At 50.5% G+C, this 24,802-nt stretch carries 8 protein-coding genes and 1 pseudogene; 8 read left to right on the top strand and 1 reads right to left on the bottom strand.

All coding sequences use genetic code 11. The features are described from left to right. Positions 1–252: 252 nt before the first annotated feature. From XDD1_RS12320 to XDD1_RS12295, 8 genes and pseudogenes are all read left to right on the top strand, one after another. A complete protein-coding gene (locus XDD1_RS12320; protein ID WP_045971560.1) occupies positions 253–1,866 on the top strand; it encodes a cyclic peptide export ABC transporter in 1,614 nt (537 codons plus the stop codon). A gap of 230 nt (positions 1,867–2,096) precedes the next feature. Next, positions 2,097–5,351, top strand: coding sequence for a non-ribosomal peptide synthetase (locus XDD1_RS12315; protein ID WP_045971558.1), 3,255 nt, complete (start codon positions 2,097–2,099; stop codon positions 5,349–5,351). Positions 5,352–5,387: 36 nt separating this feature from the next. Next, positions 5,388–12,083, top strand: coding sequence for a non-ribosomal peptide synthetase (locus tag XDD1_RS12310; protein ID WP_084721024.1), 6,696 nt, complete (start codon positions 5,388–5,390; stop codon positions 12,081–12,083). After that, on the top strand, positions 12,076–18,759 hold the full coding sequence (locus XDD1_RS20005; RefSeq protein ID WP_231854407.1) for a non-ribosomal peptide synthetase: 6,684 nt from the start codon (positions 12,076–12,078) through the stop codon (positions 18,757–18,759). Before XDD1_RS12310 ends, XDD1_RS20005 begins: the two co-directional genes overlap by 8 nt. Before the next feature lie 62 nt (positions 18,760–18,821). Continuing rightward, positions 18,822–20,255, top strand: a complete 1,434-nt coding sequence (locus XDD1_RS20000; protein WP_339373441.1) for a condensation domain-containing protein — start codon at positions 18,822–18,824, stop codon at positions 20,253–20,255. After that, a pseudogene (locus tag XDD1_RS19995) lies at positions 20,243–22,915 on the top strand (non-ribosomal peptide synthetase); the annotation flags it as partial. The gene XDD1_RS20000 and the pseudogene XDD1_RS19995, both read left to right, overlap by 13 nt. Before the next feature lie 110 nt (positions 22,916–23,025). After that, entirely contained in the window at positions 23,026–23,184 is a 159-nt protein-coding gene (locus tag XDD1_RS19455) for a hypothetical protein (protein ID WP_148886055.1), read from the top strand. Positions 23,185–23,392: 208 nt separating this feature from the next. Then, positions 23,393–24,019 (top strand): beta/gamma crystallin domain-containing protein, encoded by a 627-nt coding sequence (locus XDD1_RS12295; RefSeq protein ID WP_045971555.1) that lies wholly within the window; start codon positions 23,393–23,395, stop codon positions 24,017–24,019. 194 nt (positions 24,020–24,213) lie between these two features. Here XDD1_RS12295 and yfcD read toward each other — a convergent pair whose 3' ends face one another. Continuing rightward, the gene (gene yfcD / locus XDD1_RS12290; protein ID WP_045971553.1) at positions 24,214–24,741 is read right to left on the bottom strand and encodes an NUDIX hydrolase YfcD; all 528 of its coding nucleotides are present in this window, start codon (positions 24,739–24,741) and stop codon (positions 24,214–24,216) included. Positions 24,742–24,802: the final 61 nt, after the last annotated feature.

Below are 24,802 nucleotides of genomic sequence, written 5' to 3'. Positions count from 1 at the left end.
AGAGGTATGCAAAGAAAATTCAATAAACTATATAACTGATTAAATTATATCATTTATATAGTTTCTCTTTATAATCAAGTTAATTTATCATTTACCTCAGGGAATAGTTTTCATCACAGTTATATTTATTAATATCGTCATATTATAAATCACGCTTGCAGTTTGATAAGAAAAAAACAACCATAATGGATTGAGTAAACAGATATATGAATTTTCATATTAATTATAACCTTCGACAATGGCTTGTTCTTTATGACTCTAATAGCTTATTTATATCGTCAATCTTGGGTATTACTGCTGGTATCGACAATAAGCGCATTAATTAGTGGGTTTGCCGGTGCTTCGATAGTCGGGATGATCAGTCAAGGCGTGACAGAAAAGATTAACCTCAATACATTTCTTTGGAGTTTTTTTGGTATCTGTTTTATTTTTTTTATTACTAAAACCCTATCGGAAATTACATTATCTCATTTAGCCCAATCCACTGTTTTTTCATTACGCCTAAGTTTAAGTAATAAAATTTTACGGGCACCACTTAAAAAACTCCATAAACTTGGGCGGCATGGCTTATTGGCGGTTTTGACTAAAGACGTCGATGTTTTCGTACACTCCTTTATGCTGGCACCGTCAGTTTTTGGTAATATCACCCTCATCATCGCCTGTTTTGGTTATTTAGCCTGGATGTCCTGGCAACTGTTTCTCATTCTGGCTGTGTTCTGCCTTATCGGTATGTATGTGTTTTATCTGTGGGAAAAATATCCATTACAATTAATGACACAGATGCGTGATCAAATCGATAAAATATACCTTAATTTCCAAAGCCTGATTGATGGTAGTAAAGAGCTGCAACTCAATAAACAAAAAGGCCATCTTTTTATTAATAAAGTGATTGCCCCGGCAGCCAAAGTATTTCAAGAAGTCTGCGTCAAGGCAAACTCCAGCTATGCCTGGGTTATTAATGCCAGTTCTGTCACATTTTATGTCATCATTGGTGTGATCGTTTTTGTTGTCCCGATTTGGCTTCCCCAAGAGCCATCAACGCTGGTGACGGTATCGCTGCTGGTGCTCTTTTTATCCGGTCCCATCAGTGAAGTTATCGGCGCCATTCCTGAACTGAGGGAAGCGGAAGTTTCACTCAATAAAATGCGCCGCCTTGACAGTGAACTGGAAGAAACCCTGTCCGTACAGGTCGAAGGCCCTAATCCATTCAACAAGCCACAAGCAATAACACTTGAGCTAAAAGAGGTGATCCACCATTACACGACCGATAAAGAAGATCGCCAGTTCGCACTCGGTCCATTAAGTTTGAAAATATCGCAAGGTGAAATTGTTTTTATTGTCGGGGGAAACGGCAGTGGGAAAACCACGCTCGCCATGTTACTTGTTGGCCTGTTTGAGCAAGAAGCCGGTACTATTTTACTCAATGGAGTGCAAGTCACGCCGGCTAATAATGAGCATTATCGTCAACATTTTGCAGCCGTTTTTTCTGATTACCATCTGTTTGAGCAACTGCTCAATAGCGATGCGGATGTCACTGAAAAAGCAACGCATTATATTGCAGCATTAAACATGGCGCATAAAGTTAAAATTGTGGATGGCGGCTTTTCCACCACCCATCTTTCCGCGGGTCAACGGAAACGACTGGCTTTAGTTTCAGCTTATTTGGAAGACCGCCCGATTTATCTGTTTGATGAGTGGGCAGCCGATCAAGATCCCGTGTTTAAACGCTTATTTTATACTGAACTGCTGCCAGAATTAAAAGCCAGTGGTAAAACCGTTCTGGTCATCAGTCATGATGATGCTTACTTTAATATTGCCGACCGCATTATCAAATTAGAGGATGGTCATATTAAAGAGGTCAGTTAGACATCAATAAAATGAAATAATGCTCATAGCAAAGAGCCTAATAAAATAGGCTCTTATTTCACTTTATACGCCCGAAAAATATTGAGTAACAGCATGAGCATAAAATAGAAATAGATTTATGTTCTATTTCATCGGGTTATTTTTATCTGTTTAAACTCAAGTGTGATTTTTTGTTTTATCCGTTCTCATGCTTTTATTTTTTAATATACCCATAAAAAGGGAGCTATAGAATGAATTACCCGGAAGAATTGAAATCATTCCCTTTATCCGAAGCTCAACGCAGCCGCTGGTTTCAATATCAAATTGCCCCAGATAAACGCGGTCAGAATAATAGTGCCTTTTGTGCCCGCATTAAAGGCTTAACCGCTCAGTGTTTAGAAGCCGCCCTGAATAAATTGGTGCAAAGACACCCGATGCTGCGAGCAAGTTTTGGGCTATTCCACGATGAATTGGGTTATTGCATCGCAGAGCGTTCTGAAATCACACTGACCCGCCATGATGCCCAACACGTTAACGAAGAAACGCTTAAGCAGCGTGTGCAAGACGACTGCTGGCACCTATTTGATCTGGCACATCCGCTTCGGGTTTATGCCAGTTGGTATCAGTGCAACCCGCAAGAAAGCATCATGGTTTTGACCTTTGATCATCTGGCGGTTGATGGCTGGTCTTATTGGATACTGTTGGATGAACTTGATGCCCTGCTTTCTGCCAAGCCTCTGGAAAATGCACCAGAAAATGGTTTCCACGATTATGTGGCATGGCAGCAACAATGGTTAAACAGTGCCGGTGCCAAAAAACAGCAACAATTCTGGCAAAACACACTGGCCGGCGATTTGCCTGTCATTCAATGGTCACCGAAGCAATGGCCACCTAAAAATAGCCCCCTGTCCGCCACAGGAAAAATATCTTTAAAGAAAATAATTAATCCGCCGCTGAAACACAAACTGCAAGCACTGGCGCTAAATTATGATAACAGCCTGTTTACTCTCTTTCTGGCCGCCTACCAAATCCTTTTAAACCGCTATACCGACACGGATGACATCATTATCGGCTCTATCCTGCCGGGCAGGGGCCGTGCCCGTTGGGGAAAATTGGTGGGCGAATTTATCAATCCCGTTGCCTTACGCTGCCAGATAAACGGGGAGATGACGGTACAGGAACATATTACACAAGCAGCGAAAATCATCCGGCAAGGGATTGAAAACCAGAAGTACCCGTTCGCCAGAGTGCTGGAACAACTGAAATTGCAACGCCATACAGACGTTCACCCCGTTTTCCAGACGGTCATGATATACCAAAAAGCCCGATATATTGGCGATCTCACCACCCTGTGGATGGCGGAAGATGACAATGTCACGATACCGTGGGGAAATGCACAATTGCGGCCTTTTCCCTATCCTCTCTATGCCGATGTTCCCGTTCCATTAATGGTCAATGTGTTAGAAGCCGACGATCATATCGGTTATACCTTTCATTACGATACGGCGGTATTTGATGCGGAATTTATCTCCCAGCTTATGCAGAATCTTTTGGCTCTGCTGGAAGCGATGGTGGATGACGAACAGCAAACGGTTAATCGTTTGCCTTTGATGGATGAACAAGCACGTCAACACGTTATTCATGATTTTAACGCCACGGATAAACCTTTTCCGCAACACGCCTTAATCCATCAATTTGTTGAACAACAAGTGGCACGCAACCCGACGGCAACGGCGCTGCTGTATGGAAATACTCAACTCAGTTATATGACGTTGAATCAGCGGGCTAACCAACTGGCTCATGCCCTCGTCGCAGCGGGCATTCATCCGGATGATCGTGTCGCCATCTGCATGGAGCGCAGCCTGGATATGGTTATTGCCCTGTTGGGCATTTTAAAATCCGGCGCTGCTTATGTACCACTCGATCCTGAATATCCTACCGATAGGTTAGCCTATGTTTTGTCGGACAGTGAACCTGTGCTCCTGCTAACCCATCATGGCTTACAAGAAAAACTCCCTGTGACCGAAATGCCTGTCTGGATTTTGGATAATCCAACCGTTCAGGCCAACATCGCTCGCCAAGCCGACGATAACTTAGACGCGGCTCATTTGGGGTTGACATCACGTCATTTGGCCTATGTGCTCTACACGTCCGGTTCAACGGGTTTACCCAAGGGGGTGATGGTAGAACATATTGGTGTGGTGAACCTGCTGCTCTCCATGCAGGAAATATTACACATGACTGCCGATGACACGATGCTCGCCGCCACCACCATTGGCTTTGATATCGCCGGCCTGGAACTCTATTTACCTTTATTCATCGGTAGCCGCATTGTCTTGGCGCCATCACTGGCCGCGAAAGATCCAAAACAATTAGCCGCATTGATCACGTCACACCATATCAAAATCGTACAGGCAACGCCCACTTCCTGGCGAATGCTGCTCGATTCAGGCTGGACAGGTGCAAACATCAAGGCATTAAGCGGCGGGGAAGCGTTGCCTTGCGAACTGGCACAGCGCTTAAAAGAAAAAGTCAGTGGCTTGTGGAACCTGTACGGACCGACAGAAACAACCATCTGGTCAACCGCATCCACCAATCTTTTGCCGGAACAGGGCAACCATAACAGCCAATCTCAAATCACCATTGGCCGCCCGATAGCCAACACGCAAATCTATTTGCTTGATAAGCATAATCAACCCGTTCCCATTGGGGTCAGCGGTGAAATTCATATCGGCGGTAGCGGATTGGCGCGCGGTTATCTGAATTTACCTGAACTGACCGCAGAACGCTTTATTGCTGATCCATTCAGTACCGATCCTAATGCCCGGCTGTATAAAACGGGGGATCTGGGACGTTGGCTCGCGGATGGCAGCATCGCCTATCTGGGGCGCAACGATTTTCAGGTCAAAATTCGCGGATTACGCATTGAACTGGGTGAGATTGAAACCCGCCTGATCCAATGCACCGGCGTTCGTGAAGCCGTCGTTGTTGCCCGTGAAAGTGGCGTCGGTGACAAGCGATTGGTCGCCTATGTGATTCCGGCTCCGGACAGCACGCCGGATATCTCTCAACTTCGTCAACAACTAAGCCGGCATCTCGCTGATTACATGATACCGAGCGCCTTTGTGATGATGACGTCTTTCCCTCTCTCGCCAAACGGCAAACTGGATCGCAAGGCGCTGCCCGCTCCCGATCACTCCGCCATATCAAGGCGTGAATTTGCGGCACCGGAAGGCGAAACCGAAGCGCAATTGGCGGCCATTTGGCAAGCATTATTGGGATTGGATCGGGTAAGCCGCTATGACGACTTTTTCGAACTGGGCGGTCATTCCTTATTGGTGCTACAGCTACAGTCGCAAATTAAACAAGCATTTGATGTTGAATTATCCCTTCATCAACTGTTTTCCCATTCCACCCTCTGTCAGCTTGAAGAATGTATTATCGACTCTCTATTACTGCAATTTGATTCAGAGTCTCTGCAAGATATTTATAAATCAATGAATTAGCGTTTACTTTACCTTGTTTTAAGTGGTGATAATCAAATGAATAATAACGAGCTTTCATCTTTACCCTTAGCAGAACGCAGAAGACTCCTTGAGTTAGCTAAAGCAGCCAAACTGAACCGCCAATCGGCGCAAAAAACCGCCATCACCGCCCAGCCGCGGGATAACGGCATACCATTATCTTGGACACAACAACGCTTATGGTTTCTGGCTCAATTAGATCCTGCCGCACAAGCGGCATACCATATGTCGGTGGGGTTGAACCTCCAAGGCAAACTGAATCTGCCCGCTTTGCAAGCGGCCTTGGATCGTATTGTCGCACGCCATGAAATTCTGCGTACTACGATTGTGACGGTAGAAGAGGAAGCACAACAACGCATTAGTGATGCAGGTTGTGGCTTTTCCCTGACACAAGAAGATTTCAGCCCATTATTCTCAGAACAACAAGCGGAACAACAGGCCGCGATTGAGAAAGCGGCCGATCTTGAGGCCAATCATCCTTTTGATTTAGTCAATGGCCCGCTGGCGCGGGGAAGATTGCTGAAACTGGCGGAAGATCGGCATATCCTGCTGTTAACTCAGCATCATATTATCTCTGATGGTTGGTCAATTGGTGTTTTTATGCACGAATTGTCCACACTTTATCGCGCATTCAGCCAAGGGCAGCCTGATCCCCTGCCAGCCCTGACCATTCAGTATGCGGATTATGTTCTCTGGCAGAAAAATGCGTTACAGGAAGCAGTACAGGAAAGAGCACAGGAAAGACAGGTTGAGTTCTGGCGTAACACCCTGCAAGGCGCGCCCGCACTGCTGGAACTCCCCACGGATCGGCCACGCCCGGCGAAGCAGAGCTATCTCGGCGGACGAGTTAATATTGCTCTGCCTCCCGCATTGCAGGCCGGTTTGAAAGCACTCAGCCAGCGCCATGGCACCACCTTATTTATGACGTTATTGGCGGGATGGGCGGTCTTGCTCTCCCGTATCAGCGGTCAGGATGATATTGTGGTTGGTACTCCCGTTGCCAATCGCCAACAACCTGAATTGGCTCCCTTAATCGGCTTTTTTGCCAATACGTTGGCATTGCGGGTGCCATTGCACGATAACCCCCGTGTCAGTGAACTCTTGGCACAAGTGAAAGAACAAGCTATCAATGCCTTCGCCCATCAAGATCTGCCCTTCGAGCAATTGGTCGAAATTTTGCAACCTCCGCGCAACCTGAGCCATAGCCCGATTTTTCAGGTCATGCTGGCAACCAACAATACGCCGGGACCCCGGCATTTCGACCTGCCGGGGTTGGTACTGGATGAGCGGCCATTAATCAGAAACAGCGCTTATTTCGATCTGACTCTCACGCTGGATGAGACGGAAAACGGTTTAGTCGGTGATTTGGAATATGCCCGTGATCTGTTCGACCACGCGACGATTGAACGTCTGGTCAGCCAGTTATATAGCCTGCTGGCCGCGATGGTGGCGGATGACAGCCAACGAGTGGCTGAACTGCCGCTGCTGACCCCCCAACAGCGTAACCAAGTGTTGGTCGATTTCAATGATACCGCCCTCAGCTATCCGCAGGATAAGCTGATCCACCAACTGTTTGAGCAGCAAGCAGAATCAATGCCTGATGTGATTGCCTTGGTGTATCAAGATAGCCAACTGAGTTATGCCGCATTGAACCAGCGGGCTAACCAACTGGCACACCACCTGATTGCCTTTGGCATACGCCCGGACGATCGCGTGGCGCTGTGTGTCGAACGCAGTCCGGAGATGATCATCGGCATGTTGGCGATCCTCAAAGCCGGGGCGGGTTACGTTCCTTTCGATCCCGAATACCCTGCCGAACGGCTGGCTTATCAGTTGTCAGACAGCACGCCGAGGTTATTACTGACCCAACAACATTTACAGGCGAGTTTACCGCTGACGGAGGTGCCGGTCTGGTTGCTGGATAGTGAAACTCACCGCAATACGGTAGCACAACAGCCGACACACAATCCTGATGCCAGCCAGTTAGGGCTTTTGCCACACCATCTGGCCTATATCATCTACACTTCCGGTTCGACCGGCGTGCCTAAAGGCGTGATGCTGGAACATCGCAATGTGGTCAATTTTATCCACGCCCAACATCAAATCAGTCAGCCCCGGCCGGGGGATCGCATCCTGCAATTTGCGACGATGGCATTTGACACCTCCGTGTCTGATATTTTCCCGACACTGGCCGCGGGCGCGACGTTAGTCCTGCGTCCTGCGCATATCCGCGTGCCGGATAACGAGTTTGTTGATTTTTTACAGCAGCAGAAAATCACCATCATGGATGTGCCGACGGCGTTCTGGCACCAATGGGTACAGGAGATGAAAGCCGATCGCACCAGTTTCAGCCCTTACCTGAATACGGTTATTGTCGGGGGTGAAAAAGCAGAACACCGCCATTGGGTGGATTGGCAATCGTTACCGGAAACGCAATTCTGCCGCTGGATCAACACCTATGGCCCAACGGAAACCACGGTTATCGTGACTTCACTGATACTGAATGGGGATGACTCTTGCGAAGTCGTGAACAACATTCCCATTGGCCGTCCCAATGCCAATTCCCGCCTCTATATTCTCGATCCCCTGGGTCAACCGGTTCCCATCGGGGTCAGCGGGGAGATTTATATTGGGGGAGCCGGCGTCGCCCGGGGTTATTTGAACCTTCCGGAACTGACGGCAGAACGTTTTGTCGCCGATCCGTTCAGCGAAGAACCCGGTGCCCGTCTGTATAAAAGCGGCGATCTGGGACGCTGGCTGCCAGACGGTCATATTGAATACCTGGGACGCAATGATTTTCAGGTCAAAATACGCGGCTTTCGGATTGAATTGGGCGAAATCGAAGCACAATTGGCCGCTTGTGACGGTGTCAAAGATGTTGTGGTCATTGTCCGTGAAGACTCGGCCGGTGACAAGCGTCTGGTGGCCTACTTGCTGCCCCAGCCTAATGTTACGCTCACCCCTTCCCATCTGCGTGAACAGTTGAGCATCCATTTGATGGAGCACATGATCCCCAGTGCCTTTGTCATACTGGAGGCTTTCCCGCTGACCGGCAGTGGTAAGTTAGATCGCAAAGCATTGCCGGCACCGGATCGGTCTGCGATTGCCAGCCGCGAGTATGAAGCCCCGCAAGGGGAAATTGAGCAGAAACTGGCAGCCGTCTGGCAATCCCTGCTGGGGCTGGAACACGTTGGACGCCACGACAATTTCTTTGAGTTGGGAGGACACTCTTTGCTGACAGTGCAAATGGCTTCCCGCTTACGTCAGGTTTTTAATACCGGCGTGGATTTGCAGGCACTGTTCACGCATCCCATTTTGTCCGATTTGGCACAATTACTGAGTACCGCCAGCCAGCCCGCGCAGCATTTATCCTCCCCACCCGCGCAGCCGGTGATCTTACCCGCCGACCGACAACAGGAGCTGCCACTCTCTTGGGCACAACAACGTCTGTGGTTCCTGGCACAGTTAGATTCTGCCGCCCAGACGGCGTATCACATCTCCGGCGGATTGCGTCTGAAAGGTCAGCTAAACCTGAACGCACTGCAAGCGACGTTGAACAGGATCGTTGCACGCCACGAAATTCTGCGCACCACGATTAAAATGGAAGACGGCATAGCGCAACAAGTGATTGCCGAAGCGGATTGTGGTTTTAATTTAACCCTTAGCGATCTCAGCCCGTTAACGGAGGCAGAAAAACAGGCAGCCATTGATGAAGCGGCCCAGTTTGAAGCTCACCATCCGTTTGATTTTGCCCTTGAGCCCTTAATTCGCGGGCAACTGCTGAAACTCACCCATGATGAACATGTCCTGCTGTTAACTCAGCACCACATGATTTCGGATGGCTGGTCACTGAATGTCCTGATATACGAATTGACCACTCTCTACCATGCTTTTACTCAAGGACAAGACGATCCACTGCCTGCACTAACAATACAATATGCTGATTATGCCCTCTGGCAACGGCAATGGTTGCAAGGTGAGGTGTTGGAAAAACAGGTCAATTTCTGGCGAGAAGCACTGCAAGGTGCCCCTGCTTTACTGGAGCTGCCGACAGACAGAGCACGCCCTGCAGTTCAGAGCTACCACGGGGATCAGGTGGCATTGACGCTGTCACCTGAATTAAGTGATGGCATAAAAACGTTGAGCCAACGCCACAATTCCACCTTATTTATGACATTGCTGACCGCATGGTCAATCTTGCTTTCCCGTATCAGCGGTCAACACGATATTGTGATTGGTACACCTATCGCTAACCGGCAGCACAGCGAATTAGAGCCGTTGATCGGTTTCTTCGCCAATACACTGGCGCTCAGGGTTAAACTGGAAGATAACCCCACGGTTAGCTCACTATTGGCGCAAGTCAAAGCCCATGCACTGGCCGCCTATGTCCATCAAGACTTGCCATTCGAGCAACTGGTCGAAGCGCTGCAACCGCCACGTAGCCTGAGTCATAGCCCAATATTTCAGGTTATGCTCGCGCTGGATAACACACCAATACAGCAATCTCTTGAATTATCGGGTTTAGTACTGGATGAACTGCCATTAGTCCGAAAAAGCACCCATTTCGATCTGTCGCTTTCCATGAACGAAACCGAGAAGGGTTTAGTCGGTGAACTGGAATATGCCAGTGATCTGTTTGATCGCGCCAGCATTGAACGGCTGGCCGGCTACCTGCAAACCCTGCTGGCCGCGATGGTGGCAGATGATTCCCTGCGCGTGCAAGCGTTACCGCTGCTGCAACCGCAACAACGCAACCAATTATTGCTGGCTTTCAACGATACGACGCTGGCCTATCCGCAAGACAGGCTGATCCACACACTGTTCGAGCAACAAGTGGAACAGACGCCTGATGCCACCGCATTAGTGTTTGGCGATAGCCAACTGAGTTACGACGAACTGAACCGTCATGCTAACCAACTGGCTCACCAACTTATTGCAGCCGGCGTGCGCCCCGATGACCGCGTGGCGATTTGTGTCGAGCGCAGTCCGGCGCTGATCATCGGCCTGTACGCTATCCTGAAAGCGGGTGCGGGTTATGTTCCCCTCGATCCGGAATACCCGGCCGAACGTCTGGCTTATCAACTGGCGGACAGCAAACCGGCATTATTGCTGACTCAGCAACATTTGCAGGAACGTTTGCCAAGCCAAAATATCCCGGTCTGGTTGCTGGATGATGAAGCCCACCGCAATCAGGTAGCCAAACAGCCGAACCATAATCCTGATGCCCGCCCAATGGGACTCCAGCCACACCATCTGGCCTACATTATCTATACCTCCGGTTCGACGGGGCAGCCCAAGGGCGTGATGCTGGAGCATCGCAATGTGGTGAATTTTATCCATGCCCAACAGCAGACCAGCGAGCCTAAATGCGGGGATCGCATTCTGCAATTTGCCACTATCGCGTTTGATACCTCGGTCTCGGATATCTTCCCGACGCTGGCATCCGGTGCGACACTGGTTCTGCGTCCGCCACATATCAGAGTACCGGATACGACATTTGTTGACTTCTTGCGCGAGCAGAAAATCACCATCATCGATATGCCGACGGCTTTCTGGCATCACTGGGTGCAGGAGATGATGGCCGGACGCAGTGGTTTTAGTCCCTATCTGCACACGATTATTGTGGGCGGTGAAAAAGCTGAGCATCGCCACCTGCTAAGCTGGCTCTCCAGTCCCGAAACTCAGTCCTGCCGCTGGATTAACTCTTATGGCCCGACGGAAACCACGGTGATTGCTACCACACTGACCGTGGATAACCGGCAAGTGCCCTATTCGGGTGACAATATTCCGATTGGCCGCCCACTACCCAATACGCGGATTTATATTCTGGACACGCAAGGCCAGCCGGTGCCGATCGGCGTCAGCGGTGAAATCCATATTGCCGGCATCGGCGTTGCACGGGGTTACCTGAACCGAGCCGATTTAACCGCCGAGAAATTTGTTGCTGATCCGTTCAATGAACACGCTGATGCCCGTATGTATAAAACCGGTGACTTAGGGCGCTGGCTGCCCAACGGCATGATCGAATATCTGGGACGCAACGATTTTCAGGTCAAGATCCGCGGGTTCCGCATTGAGATGGGCGAAATTGAGGCGCAACTGGCCGCCTGTGCAGGCGTCAGCGATGCGGTGGTGATCGCCCGTGAAGCAGAAAGCGGCGACAAACGGCTGGTCGCTTATGTCATCCCACAATCCGGCTTTACGCCCGATGCCAATCACCTGCGTGAACAACTGAGTAGCCGTCTGGCCAGCTATATGGTGCCCAGCGCATTTGTCATGCTGGACGCTTTCCCGCTGACCGGAAGCGGCAAACTGGATCGCAAGGCATTGCCGGCACCGGATCGCACCGCCATTGCCAGCCGTGAATATGCAGCGCCCCAAGGTGAAATTGAACAGCAGATTGCCGCCATCCTACAGAATTTATTGGGATTAGAACAAATCGGACGTCACGACAGCTTTTTTGATTTAGGCGGCAACTCCTTATCCATCATTCAGCTCATGGCAAGATTGCGTGATGAATTCCAGCTTGAAATATCCATACAGGACATTTTTACCCATCCGGAACTTGCTGAACTCGCTGAACTTATCACATCAAAACAGATTGAAACCTTTTTCGCCCAAGACGATCTCGAATCGCTGCAAAAAGAATTAGAGAACTTGTCTGAAGATGAACTGCGTGCCCTATTAAATGGAGATAGTGAATTAAATGAGTAACAAAGAACTAAGCCTAAAAGAGCTAAGCCTACTTGAATTAAGACAAGCGGTACTCCAGAAAAAAATTAACCAACGCATCAAAAAGAGTCAGACTGGCGACAAGGGGCAGGACGGGGAAAAAAGGCACATTGTACCGAGAAGCGCCGACCAGCAAACGCTCCCGCTGTCTTGGGCACAACAGCGTTTATGGTTTCTGGCACAATTAGATCCGGCCGCACAAACGGCCTATCACATTCCGGGTGGCCTGCGTCTGCAAGGCGATCTGAATCTGGCTGCCCTGCAAGCCGCACTGGACAGAATTGTCGCCCGTCATGAAATTCTGCGCACCACTATCAAAGTGGTCGCAGGCCAGGCCCTGCAAGTGATTAGCGAACCCGATAGCGGCTTCTTTCTGGCCGTGGAAGATCTCAGCCAGTTACCTGCGCAAGAGCAACCCACCGCCATTGAAGAGGCCATCCAGCGGGAAACCCACCAGTCCTTTGATTTTGCCCAAGGCCCCCTCATCCGGGGCTGTCTGCTGCGGCTGGCGGAAAATGAACATATCCTGTTGTTAACCCAGCATCATATTATTTCCGATGGCTGGTCTCTCAACATCTTGATGCACGAACTTTCCACACTTTATCATGCGTTCAGCGAAGGCCGGGATGATCCCCTGCCCGCCTTGACACTGCAATACGCGGACTACGCCCTTTGGCAAAGGCAGTGGTTACAGGGCGAGCGACTGGAAAAACAGGTCAGTTTCTGGCGAGAAGCGCTGCAAGATGCACCCGCTTTGCTGGAACTGCCGACTGACCGGCCACGCCCGGAGAAACAGAGTTATGCCGGAGGATCGGTCGATATCGCCCTGTCACCGACATTAAGTGCCGGATTAAGCAGCCTGAGCCAGCGCCACGGGACAACCCTGTTTATGACGCTGCTGGCGGGATGGGCGATTTTACTTTCCCGCCTGAGCGGGCAGAAAGATCTGGTGATAGGTACACCGGTGGCTAACCGGCAACACAGCGAATTGGAGCCGTTGATCGGATTCTTTGTCAACACACTGGCCCTGCGAATTCAATTAGATGACAATCCAACAGTCAGCACGCTGCTGGACAGGGTTAAAGCCCATGCGCTGCAAGCCTATGCACATCAAGATTTGCCGTTCGAACAGTTGGTCGAAGCACTCAAACCCCCGCGCAGCCTCAGCTACAGCCCGATTTTTCAGGTCATGCTGTCAGTGGATAATACCCCAGGCCAGCAAAATGTCGCCTTGCCGGATACCACGATCAGTGAAATCAATCTGGCCGAAAACAGCGCACATTTCGATCTGTCCCTCTCCCTGAGTGACAGCGAAACGGGTTTAGTCGGCGGGCTGGAATATACCAGTGACCTGTTTGATCATGCCAGCGTTGAACGTATTGCCAGTTACCTGCAAACCCTGCTGGCGGCCATGGTTAACGATGATGCTCAACCGGTGGACAGTTTGCCACTCTTGCAGCCACCGCAACGCGCTCAGGTATTGGTGGATTTTAATGATACCGCCTGCCCGCTGCCGCCAACCTTATTAATCCATCAACGGTTTGAACAACAGGCAGAACAAACCCCTGACGCCACGGCATTAGAATTTGGCGACAGCCAACTGAGCTATACCGAACTGAACCGCCATGCCAACCAACTGGCGCATCATTTAATCGCTTCCGGTGTTCGACCCGATGATCGCATCGCCATCTGTGCGGAGCGCAGTCCGGCACTGATCATCGGCCTGTACGCTATCCTGAAAGCGGGTGCGGGTTACGTTCCCCTCGATCCGGAATACCCTGCTGAACGTCTGGCCTATCAGTTGTCAGACAGCAAACCGGTGTTATTGCTGACTCAGCAACATTTACAGGAACGCTTGCCAACCCCAAATATCCCGGTCTGGTTGCTGGACGATGAGAACCACAGAAATCAGGTGGCAAAACAACCGGACCATAATCCCGACGCCTGCCAAATGGGACTCCAGCCCCACCATCTGGCCTATATCATCTACACTTCCGGTTCCACGGGGCAGCCCAAGGGCGTGATGCTGGAGCACCGCAATGTGGTGAACTTTATTCATGCCCAACAGCAGACCAGCGAGCCTAAAATAGGGGATCGCATTCTGCAATTTGCCACTATCGCGTTTGATACCTCGGTCTCGGATATTTTTCCGACGCTGGCATCCGGTGCGACACTGGTTCTGCGTCCGCCGCATATCCGCGTGCCGGATATGACGTTTGTCACCTTCTTGCGTGAGCAGAAAATCACCATTATGGATATGCCGACCGCTTTCTGGCATTACTGGGTGCAGGAGATGATGGCGGGTCGCAGTGGTTTCAGCCCCTATCTGCACACGATTATTGTGGGCGGCGAAAAAGCCGAACATCGCCACCTGCTAAGCTGGCTGTCCAGCCCGGAAACGCAATCCTGCCGCTGGATTAACTCTTATGGCCCGACCGAAACCACGGTGATTGCCACCACGCTGACCGTGGATAACCGGCAAGTGCCCTATTCGGGTGACAATATTCCGATTGGCCGCCCACTGCCTAATACGCGGATTTATATTCTGGACACGCAAGGCCAGCCTGTGCCGATCGGCGTCGGTGGCGAAATCCATATTGCCGGTGCTGGTGTTGCCCGTGGTTATTTAAATCGCCCTGATTTAACCGCCGAGAAATTTGTTGCTGATCCGTTCAGTGAACACGCTGATGCCCGCATGTATAAAACCGGCGATTTGGGGCGCTGGCTGCCCAACGGCATGATCGAATATCTGGGACGCAACGATTTTCAGGTCAAGATCCGCGGGTTCCGCATTGAGATGGGCGAAATTGAGGCGCAACTGGCTGCTTGTGAAGGTGTCAGCGATACCGTGGTGATTGCCCGTGAAGAAGAAACGGGTGATAAACGGCTGGTGGCTTATCTGATCCCACAAACCGGCAGCACACTCAATCCGGCTGAATTACGTAAGCAATTGAGTACCCGCTTGATGGAGCATATGCTGCCGAGTGCGTTTGTTATTCTTGATGCTTTCCCGCTGTCTGCCAACGGTAAACTGGATCGCAAAGCACTGCCGGTGCCGGATCGCAGCGCTATTGTCAGCCGTGAATACGAAGCCCCACAAGGGGAAACCGAACAGAAACTGGCGGCCATCTGGCAACTCCTGCTCAATGTGGAACAGGTCGGGCGCCAGGATAATTTCTTTGAACTGGGCGGGCATTCCCTGCTGGTAGTTAATTTGATTGAGCAATTGCGCTCCCACGGCCTGTCCCTCGATGTCAGTACCGTATTCGCGGCACCTACTCTGGCAGCAATGAGCGCCCTTATCGATCACCCTAGCACCCAAGCTAATGCCACACAGAATGCCATACCGGAAGTGCCGCCTAATCTGATCAGGGAAGACAGTGCGGTCATTACCCCGGATATGCTGCCCTTGGTGACACTGACCCAAGACCAGATCGACCAGATTGTTTCCCATGTCACAGGCGGTATCCCCAACGTACAGGATATCTATCCATTGGGACCCTTGCAGGAAGGTATTCTGTTCCACCACTTGCTGGAAACGGAAGGCGATCTCTATCTGGACAACCATTTGATGGTTTTCGACAGCCGGGCACGGTTGGACAGTTTCTTGCAGGCACTCCAACAGGTGATCAACCGGCACGATATTCTGCGCAGTGCCGTGCACCGGAAAGCACTGCTTAAACCTGTACAGGTTGTTTATCGTCAGGCCGCGCTGCCAATCATTGAACTGACGTTATCAGCGGAAGAACAGGCGACAGAACCCGCCAAAACCCAGCTACGCCGTCTCACTGATCCCCGTGCAATACGGATGGATATTAGCAAAGCGCCATTATTGGCGGCTTATATCGCCAAAGATCCGGCTTCCGAACGCTGGCTGCTCTCCTTGCTGTATCATCACTTAGTTTGTGATCACGTCTCACTGGATATGATATTCAGTGAAATACAAATCCTGTTGTTGGGCGAAAGCGAAAATTTACCCGTGCCGTTACCTTACCGTAATTTTATCGCGCAGATCCGCAACGTGCCGTTAGACGTTCACCAAAACTATTTCCGTGAATTATTGGGCGATGTGGAAGAACCCACCCTGCCATTCGGCTTGCTTGACGTACAAGGTAGCAGCCTCAATGAGATAGTTGAAAACGTCTTCACGTTAGATGACAAACTGGCTCAAGATCTGCGTGATTGCGCGCGTCAATTGGGCATGAGTGCCGCCGTGTTGTTCCATGTCGCTTGGGCGCAGGTACTGGCGCGGTGCAGCGGACGGGACGATGTAATATTCGGCACTGTCTTGTTGGGACGCTTGCAGGGGGGGATCGGCGCTTCCGAGGTGCTCGGCATGTTTATCAATACCCTGCCTGTCCGCGTTAAGTTACAGGGGCGTAGCGTTAAACAGGCGGTGCAGGAAACCTATCAGCAATTAAGTACACTGCTGGAACATGAACAGGCACCGCTGGCCGTAGTTCAACGTTGCAGCGGCATTCAGGCGCCCTTGCCGCTGTTTAACAGCCTGCTGAATTTCCGCCATAGCCCGCGTGAAGATGAACATGCCGCGTCAATCGCCTGGCAAGGCATTGAGGAAATCGAGGGCGAAGAGCGCAGCAATTATCCCTTATCGCTGGATGTGGATGATTTTGATGACGGGTTCTCACTGACCGCACAATGCAGCCGGCAGATTAATCCGGCACAGATCAATGCCTATATGAATACGGCGCTGGAAGGGATGGTAGCCGCGCTGCGCCATGCCCCTGAGCAAGCCATCGCGTCAATTGATATCCTGTCACTGGCTGAACGCACACAATTACTGGCAACCTTTAACGCTACCGCCGTCGAATATCCGCAAGCAGGGTTAATCCACCAACTACTTGAACAACAGGCAGTGCGGACACCAGATGCCACCGCGCTGATATTTGGCGACAGGCAATTAAGCTATGCAGAACTAAACCGCCATGCTAACCAACTGGCACACCAACTTATTGCATCCGGCGTGCGCCCCGATGATCGCATTGCTATCTGTGTTGATCGCAGTCCGGCGCTGATCATCGGCCTGTACGCTATCCTGAAAGCCGGTGCAGGTTACGTTCCCCTCGATCCGGAATACCCGGCCGAACGCTTGGCTTATCAACTGGCGGACAGCAAGCCAGTGTTATTGCTGACTCAGCAACATTTGCAGGAACTCTTGCCAACCCCAAATATCCCGGTCTGGTTGCTGGACGATAAGAGCCACCACAATCAGGTGGCAAAACAGCCGGACCATAACCCTGATGCCAGCCAAATGGGACTCCAGCCACACCATCTGGCCTATGTTATCTATACCTCCGGCTCGACAGGTCAGCCCAAGGGCGTGATGCTGGAGCACCGCAATGTGGTGAATTTTATCCATGCCCAGCGCCAGACCAGCGAACCTAAATTTGGGGATCGTATCCTGCAATTTGCCACCATCGCGTTTGATACCTCAGTATCGGATATCTTCCCGACGCTGGCATCCGGTGCGACACTGGTTCTGCGTCCGCCCCATATCCGCATACCAGATATGACGTTCGTCACCTTCTTGCGTGAACAGAAAATCACCATCATCGATATGCCCACCGCTTTCTGGCATCACTGGGTGCAGGAGATGATGGCGGGTCGCAGTGGTTTCAGCCCCTATCTGCACACGATTATTGTGGGCGGAGAAAAAGCCGAACATCGCCACCTGCTAAGCTGGCTGTCCAGTCCGGAAACCCAATCCTGCCGCTGGATTAACTCTTATGGCCCGACCGAAACCACGGTGATTGCCACCACGCTGACCGTGGATAACCGACAAGTGCCCTATTCGGGTGACAATATTCCGATTGGCCGCCCACTGCCTAATACGCGCATTTATATTCTGGACGCACTCGGACAACCGGCTCCTTTGGGTGTCAGCGGCGAAATCCATATCGGTGGTGCCGGCGTTGCCCGCGGTTATTTAAACCGCCCTGATTTAACCGCCGAGAAATTTGTTGCTGATCCCTTCAGTCAACAACCTGATGCGCGCATGTATAAAACCGGCGATCTGGGGCGCTGGCTGCCCAACGGCACGATTGAATATCTGGGACGCAACGATTTTCAGGTCAAGATCCGCGGGTTCCGCATTGAGATGGGCGAAATTGAGGCGCAACTGGTCACCTGCGAAGGCGTCAGCGATGCGGTGGTGATCGCCCGCGAAGCAGAAAGCGGCGACAAACGGCTGGTCGCTTATGTCATCCCGGCAACCGGTGTCACGCTGAAACCGGCCGATCTGCGCCAGCAACTGGGTAGCCGGCTGATGGAATATATGTTGCCCAGCGCATTTGTCATGCTGGAGGCTTTCCCGCTGTCCGCCAACGGTAAACTGGATCGCAAGGCATTGCCGGCGCCGGATCGCAGCGCCATTGTCAGCCGTGAATACGCAGCGCCACAAGGGGAAACTGAACAGAAACTGGCGGCAGTCTGGCAATCCCTGCTCAATCTGGAACAGGTCGGGCGCCATGACCATTTCTTCGAACTGGGCGGGCATTCCCTGCTGGTGGTCAGCCTGATCGAACAGTTGCGCCAACAAGGGCTGTCCCTTGATGTCAGTGCGGTATTCTCGGCACCCACGCTGGCAGCCATGGGCGCCCGCTTAAGCCAGAGCCGTGATCAAGAAACGGATCCCTGACCATTCCGCCGAATCTGATCCGCGAAGACAGCCAGATCATTACCCCGAATAGTCTGCCCTTGGTGGCATTAACGCAGCCCCAAATTGACCAAATCGTGGCCCACGTACCGGGCGGCGTCGCCAATATTCAGGATATTTACCCCCTTGGGCCATTGCAGGAAGGGATTCTGTTCCACCATTTGCTGGCAGAAACCGGTGACACCTATCTTGAAAATATTCTGATGAACTTTGACCGCCGGACACGGCTGGATAGCTTCTTGCAGGCGCTGCAACAGGTGATTAATCGCCATGACATTCTGCGCAGCGCTTTCCACTGGCACGAACTGCCGGCACCGGTACAAGTTGTCTACCGTCATGCCCCGCTGCCCATTACTGAGGTTTCATTATCCGCCGGCGAAAGCGCCGAAACGCAATTGCAGCGTCTCACCGATCCGGATTTAATCCGCCTGGATATTACCCAAGCGCCGTTACTGGCTGCCTATATCGCCAACGATCCCGACGCCGATCGGTGGTGGCTGAGTTTGCTGCATCATCATCTGGTCTGTGACCATCTGTCACTGGAAATGATGTTCAGCGAAGTCCAGTCCCTGCTCTTGGGCAAAGAAGAGACGCTGCCGACGCCGCTGCCTTACCGCAATTTTATTGCCCAAATCCGTAAAGTGCCGATTGAAACCCATCAAGCCTATTTCCGGCAACGGCTGGGCGATGTGGAAGAGCCCACGCTGCCGTTCGGCTTACTGGATGTACAAGGGAACCCGCGCGATGAGCACGATCACATCGTCGAAGATATCTTCACGCTGGATAACGCACTGGCACAACAAATCCGGGATTGCGCCCGTCAGCAAGGCATCAGTTCAGCGGTGCTGTTCCATGTGGCTTGGGCACACGTGCTGGCCCAATTCTGCGGGCGTGACGATGTGGTGTTCGGCACTGTGCTGTTGGGGCGCTTGCAGGGGGGGATCGGGGCATCCGAAGTGCTCGGTATGTTTATCAATACCCTGCCTGTCCGCGTTAAGTTACAAGGGCGCAGCGTTAAACAGGCGGTACAGGAAACTTATCAATTCTTAAGTGAATTACTGGATCACGAACAGACACCGCTGGCGATTGCCCAGCGTTGCAGCGGGGTTCAGGCGTCACTGCCGCTGTTTAACAGCCTGCTGAATTTCCGCCACAGCCCGCGTGAAGATGAACACGTCGCGGCAACCGCCTGGGAAGGTATTCAGGTGTTGGACAGCGAAGAGCGCAGCAATTATCCCTTATCGCTGGATGTGGATGATTTTGATGACGGGTTCGAGCTTACCGCGCAATGCAGCCAGAAAGTAGATCCGGTGCGGATTAATGCTTATGTCAACATGGCGCTGAAAGGTATTGTGGCCGCACTGCAACATGATCCTAACAACCGCTCCAATCTATCGATATTCTGCCATTGGCAGAGCGCACGCAATTACTGGCAACATTTAATGATACCGCTGCCGGGCATCCGCAAGCGGCCTTAATCCACTCACTGTTTGAACAGCAGGCAGAACAGACACCGGATGCCGTAGCGCTGGTATTTGGCGGGAGCGAACTGAGTTATGCAGAACTGAACCGCCATGCCAACCAACTGGCACATTATCTGATTGCATCCGGCGTGCGCCCCGATGATCGCATTGCTATCTGTGTTGATCGCAGTCCGGCGCTGATCATCGGCCTGTACGCTATCCTGAAAGCGGGTGCGGGTTACGTTCCCCTCGATCCGGAATACCCGGCCGAACGCTTGGCCTATCAGTTGTCAGACAGCAAGCCGGTGTTATTGCTGACTCAGCAACATTTGCAGGAACGCTTGCCAACCCAAGATATCCCGGTCTGGTTGCTGGACGATGAGTACCACCAAAATCAGGTGGCAAAACAGCCGGACCATAACCCTGATGCCCGCCAAATGGGACTCCAGCCACACCATCTGGCCTATGTTATCTATACCTCCGGCTCGACAGGTCAGCCCAAGGGCGTGATGCTGGAGCACCGTAATGTGGTGAACTTTATCCATGCCCAACAGCAGACCAGCGAGCCTAAATTGGGGGATCGTATCCTGCAATTTGCCACTATCGCGTTTGATACCTCGGTCTCGGATATTTTCCCGACGCTGGCATCCGGTGCGACACTGGTTCTGCGCCCACCGCATATCAGGGTGCCGGATAAAGCGTTTGTCGAGCTGTTAAATGAGCAGAAAATCACCATTATAGATATGCCTACGGCCTTCTGGCATCAATGGGTACAAGAGATGATGGCGGAACGCAGTGGCTTCGGCAAATACCTGCACACGGTTATCGTCGGCGGAGAAAAAGCGGAACTGCGCCATTTACAGAACTGGCAATCGATGCCGGCAACGCAATCTTGCCGTTGGATCAACTCTTACGGCCCAACCGAAACCACGGTGATTGCGACCACATTAAAAATGGATGGCACAGTCAAAGCCGATGGCCAACAATTGGCTGATATCACCGATAACATCCCGATTGGCTATCCCTTGCCCAACACGCGGATTTATATTCTGGATACCTTTGGCAAGCCGGTTCCTCTGGGAGTCAGTGGTGAAATCTATATCGGTGGTGCCGGTGTTGCCCGTGGTTATCTGAACCGCCCCGATTTAACCGCCGAGAAATTTGTCGCTGATCCGTTCAGCCAACAACCCGATGCACGCATGTACAAAACCGGGGATCTGGGGCGCTGGTTGCCCAATGGCACGATTGAGTATCTGGGACGCAACGATTTTCAGGTTAAGCTGCGTGGATTCCGCATTGAACTGGGGGAAATCGAAACCCGCCTGGTGCAGTGTCAGGGCGTGCAGGAAGCGATTGTCCTTGTGCGGGAAACTGCACCCGATGATAAGCGTCTCATCGCCTATATTCAGCCTCAATCCGGGGTAAAACTGAGCCCCAGTGCACTGCGTCAGCAACTCGCTCAACATCTTGCCGAATATATGCTGCCGAGCGCATTTGTCACCCTTGATGCTTTTCCGCTGACGGCTAATGGCAAAATCGACCGTCAGGCATTCCCTGCTCCCGATCAATCCGCCATTGTGGTTCGCGATTATGAAGCGCCCCAAGGCGAGATTGAAACGGCACTGGCTCAGATCTGGCAAGAGCTGCTTGGGTTAGAACGTGTCAGCCGCCATGACCATTTCTTTGAATTGGGCGGGCATTCGTTGCTGATCCTGAAAGCCGGCTCTTTGGCGGTCGAAAAACTGGGGCTTCCGCAGAATATGATGGCGAGATTAATGACATTTACGACCATCAAAGATCAAGCCAGCGCCATTGAAGATCAAGATAATATCGCTGTTGGTGCGATGGTTGGTCTGTCACGGAACCTCAAAGCAACGCCGCTGTTCTTTGCGCCCGGTGCCGGAGGGCATGTGCTCTATTTGCGGGAATTGGCGACCGCACTGGAAGGGACTTACTCCGTTTGGGGCATGCAATCGCCAGAGTTGGATGGGCGCAGCGCTCCCCCACAAAGCCTTGAGGCAATGGCCGGCATCATGATCGACTCCCTTAAGAAAGTGCAGCCAAACGGCCCTTATTACCTGGGCGGGCACTCTTTCGGTGGCTGGCTTGCATTCGAAATGGCGCGACAGCTTGTCCAACAGGGGGAAAACATTGGCTTACTGGCTGTAGTCGATAGCGAATCGCCCCTTGAGAGCTTAACCCAAAGGGTCGAGTCCGAATGGTCTGACAGCCGCTGGCTGGCCGAGTTTGGCAATGTGCTGGCGGCATTGGCGGGCGCAGAAGAAAACTTTACCGAGGAAGAATTCCAATCCATAACAGAAGAAGAGCAATTCGATAGCTTGCGACTTCGTTTGATTGAAGAGGAACTGTTACCGCCTCAAGTTGAACCTAAGGAAATCGCCACCTATTTAAGCGTGTTCAAGGCTCACTCTTTGACGACTTATCAGCCGCAAGAGCGCTATACCGGGACACTCCACCTGTTTCTGGCCAGCGATAATCAACAGTACGAAGCACACGATATCTCTGCCGAGAGCATGATTGATGGATGGGAAGCGCTGGTGACTGGGGAAGTTATTTCCGAAACGTTATCGGGTGATCACATCACCCTTATGCGTCAACCTTTTGTACAAGGTTTAGCATCGGCTATAGCCGGGGTGAATAAATCAGGTAAATAACCCCACAACGTTTCTGGCAGCCTTATCTGATAATAAACCTCGTTATTTTTAACGAGGTTTTTTCGTTATCGGAAAATAAGAACGGTAAACCCGTCGCGGTAGTTGTTTCTATGGATGAATATCAAAGTGTCGAATTATTCAAATTGCAATTGTTGCAATTAAGGGCAATTCAAGCCAAAGCGGATATGGAAGCAGGCAAGCGGGTCAATGGTGATGACTTTTTTGATCAACTGGAAGCGGGGCAACACAATCAAGTATTATTTATTTGAATAAACAGTGCGGTTATAAAAAACAGAGCAAAAAAACATTACAAATTTAAACGCCATCATTTATTAATATAATACAACATAAAATCAAACATGAATGTTTTTTAAAGACAACACTCAATATAAGAGCCGCCCATTATCTTGACATATAAACCAATCCTCTTATTCTAGTTATTTAACTTGGTAACCGAACATAAGGATAAAACCTATTATGTCCAAAGAAAAATTAACTAATGGCGCTATATTTTATACGCAAAAAAATTATGCGGGTTCTTCCTATGAATATCCAGAAAATAGTACAGAAGTCAATTTAGCGGGTACACCATTAAACGATAAATTTTTTTCCGTTGAAATTGGAACAGGCTCTATCATATTCGCCTGGCGACATAGCACTGACAGTGAGCCTGGGCAAATTTATCGTGAATGGGATACAAGCCAACCCGATATCAGCGATATTCAAGGATTAACAAAGTTTATTGTATCGCCTTCAAACCGTGATCTACTGGCAGTAAAATTAATTAACGAATCAGGTGTAAATCAAAGATTCAGAGCACATATCCAAACTTATACCATCCCCAACGCAGTAGATTGTTATTCAGATGGGGATTATGAAATTGTTGGTCTAATACCAAAAGATCATCAGCTATACGTTACGTCCGTCGTGATATTTAATCAGAGTAATATTCCTGTTACTCAAGGTGCAGTCTATTTTCAATATAATGGTACTGACCTTGATATTGTTGCTTATGATGAGACAAAACCGCCCCATATGCGGTTTGAAAAAGCAGATGGCTATCACTTTAAATTCTTTTTGGAAAAATTTTCTGACCATCAATAAAAGAAAAAGTGAAATAATAAATTAAGACCAATTAAAACAAGGGGTAGGTATCGTAAATATACACACCCCTGTTTTAAATAATTCCTTAATACCAATGGAAAATCTTTATCCCTGCAATAAATATCACCATACTTATCAAGCACAGAATACATGAGCTTTTCCATATCAACTCTTTAATCCATAAACACTCTTCTTTAATTTAAAAACGATTCTATTTGATTGTTACGCGCCAACCATAAAGAGAGCGCTTTTAGTGAATCTTGGGTGAATTCATCACAACGGGCGGTAATTTCTTCCGGCGTTAACCAGTAAACTGCGGTGACTTCTTCTTCCTGCAAAGCAAATGGGCCATGACTAACACAACTGAACAAACCACCCCATATCCGGCAAGTGTCCTCTTCATAGTAGAAAAGACCATGTTCGGCAAAAGGAACGCCTGCAATCCCCAACTCCTCTTCAGCTTCCCGCTTGGCAGCATCAAGAAAAGTTTCGCCCTGCGTCACAACACCACCTGCCGTTGCATCTAATTTTCCCGGATAAAAATCTTTCGTTTCTGTACGGTGCTGAACCAGTATTTTGCCCATTCCATCATGTACGACAATATAAGTTGCACGATGCCTCAAGTTCTGTGCTCTCATCTGCTGACGAGTCGATTGCGCGATGACTTCATTGTCTTCATTGACGATATCAATCCATTCAATGTTTGTTGGTTTTTCTTTCATTATCCTAAAAGCCTTCTATCAATGCGTTACCTGTTAGTTTTTGCAGTAAATTTATAACATT

It is taken from the genome of Xenorhabdus doucetiae (assembly GCF_000968195.1).
Classification (GTDB): Bacteria; Pseudomonadota; Gammaproteobacteria; order Enterobacterales; family Enterobacteriaceae; genus Xenorhabdus; species Xenorhabdus doucetiae.
The sequence above is the reverse complement of the archived record's forward strand: the minus strand, read 5'-3'. Positions and strand labels throughout refer to the sequence as shown.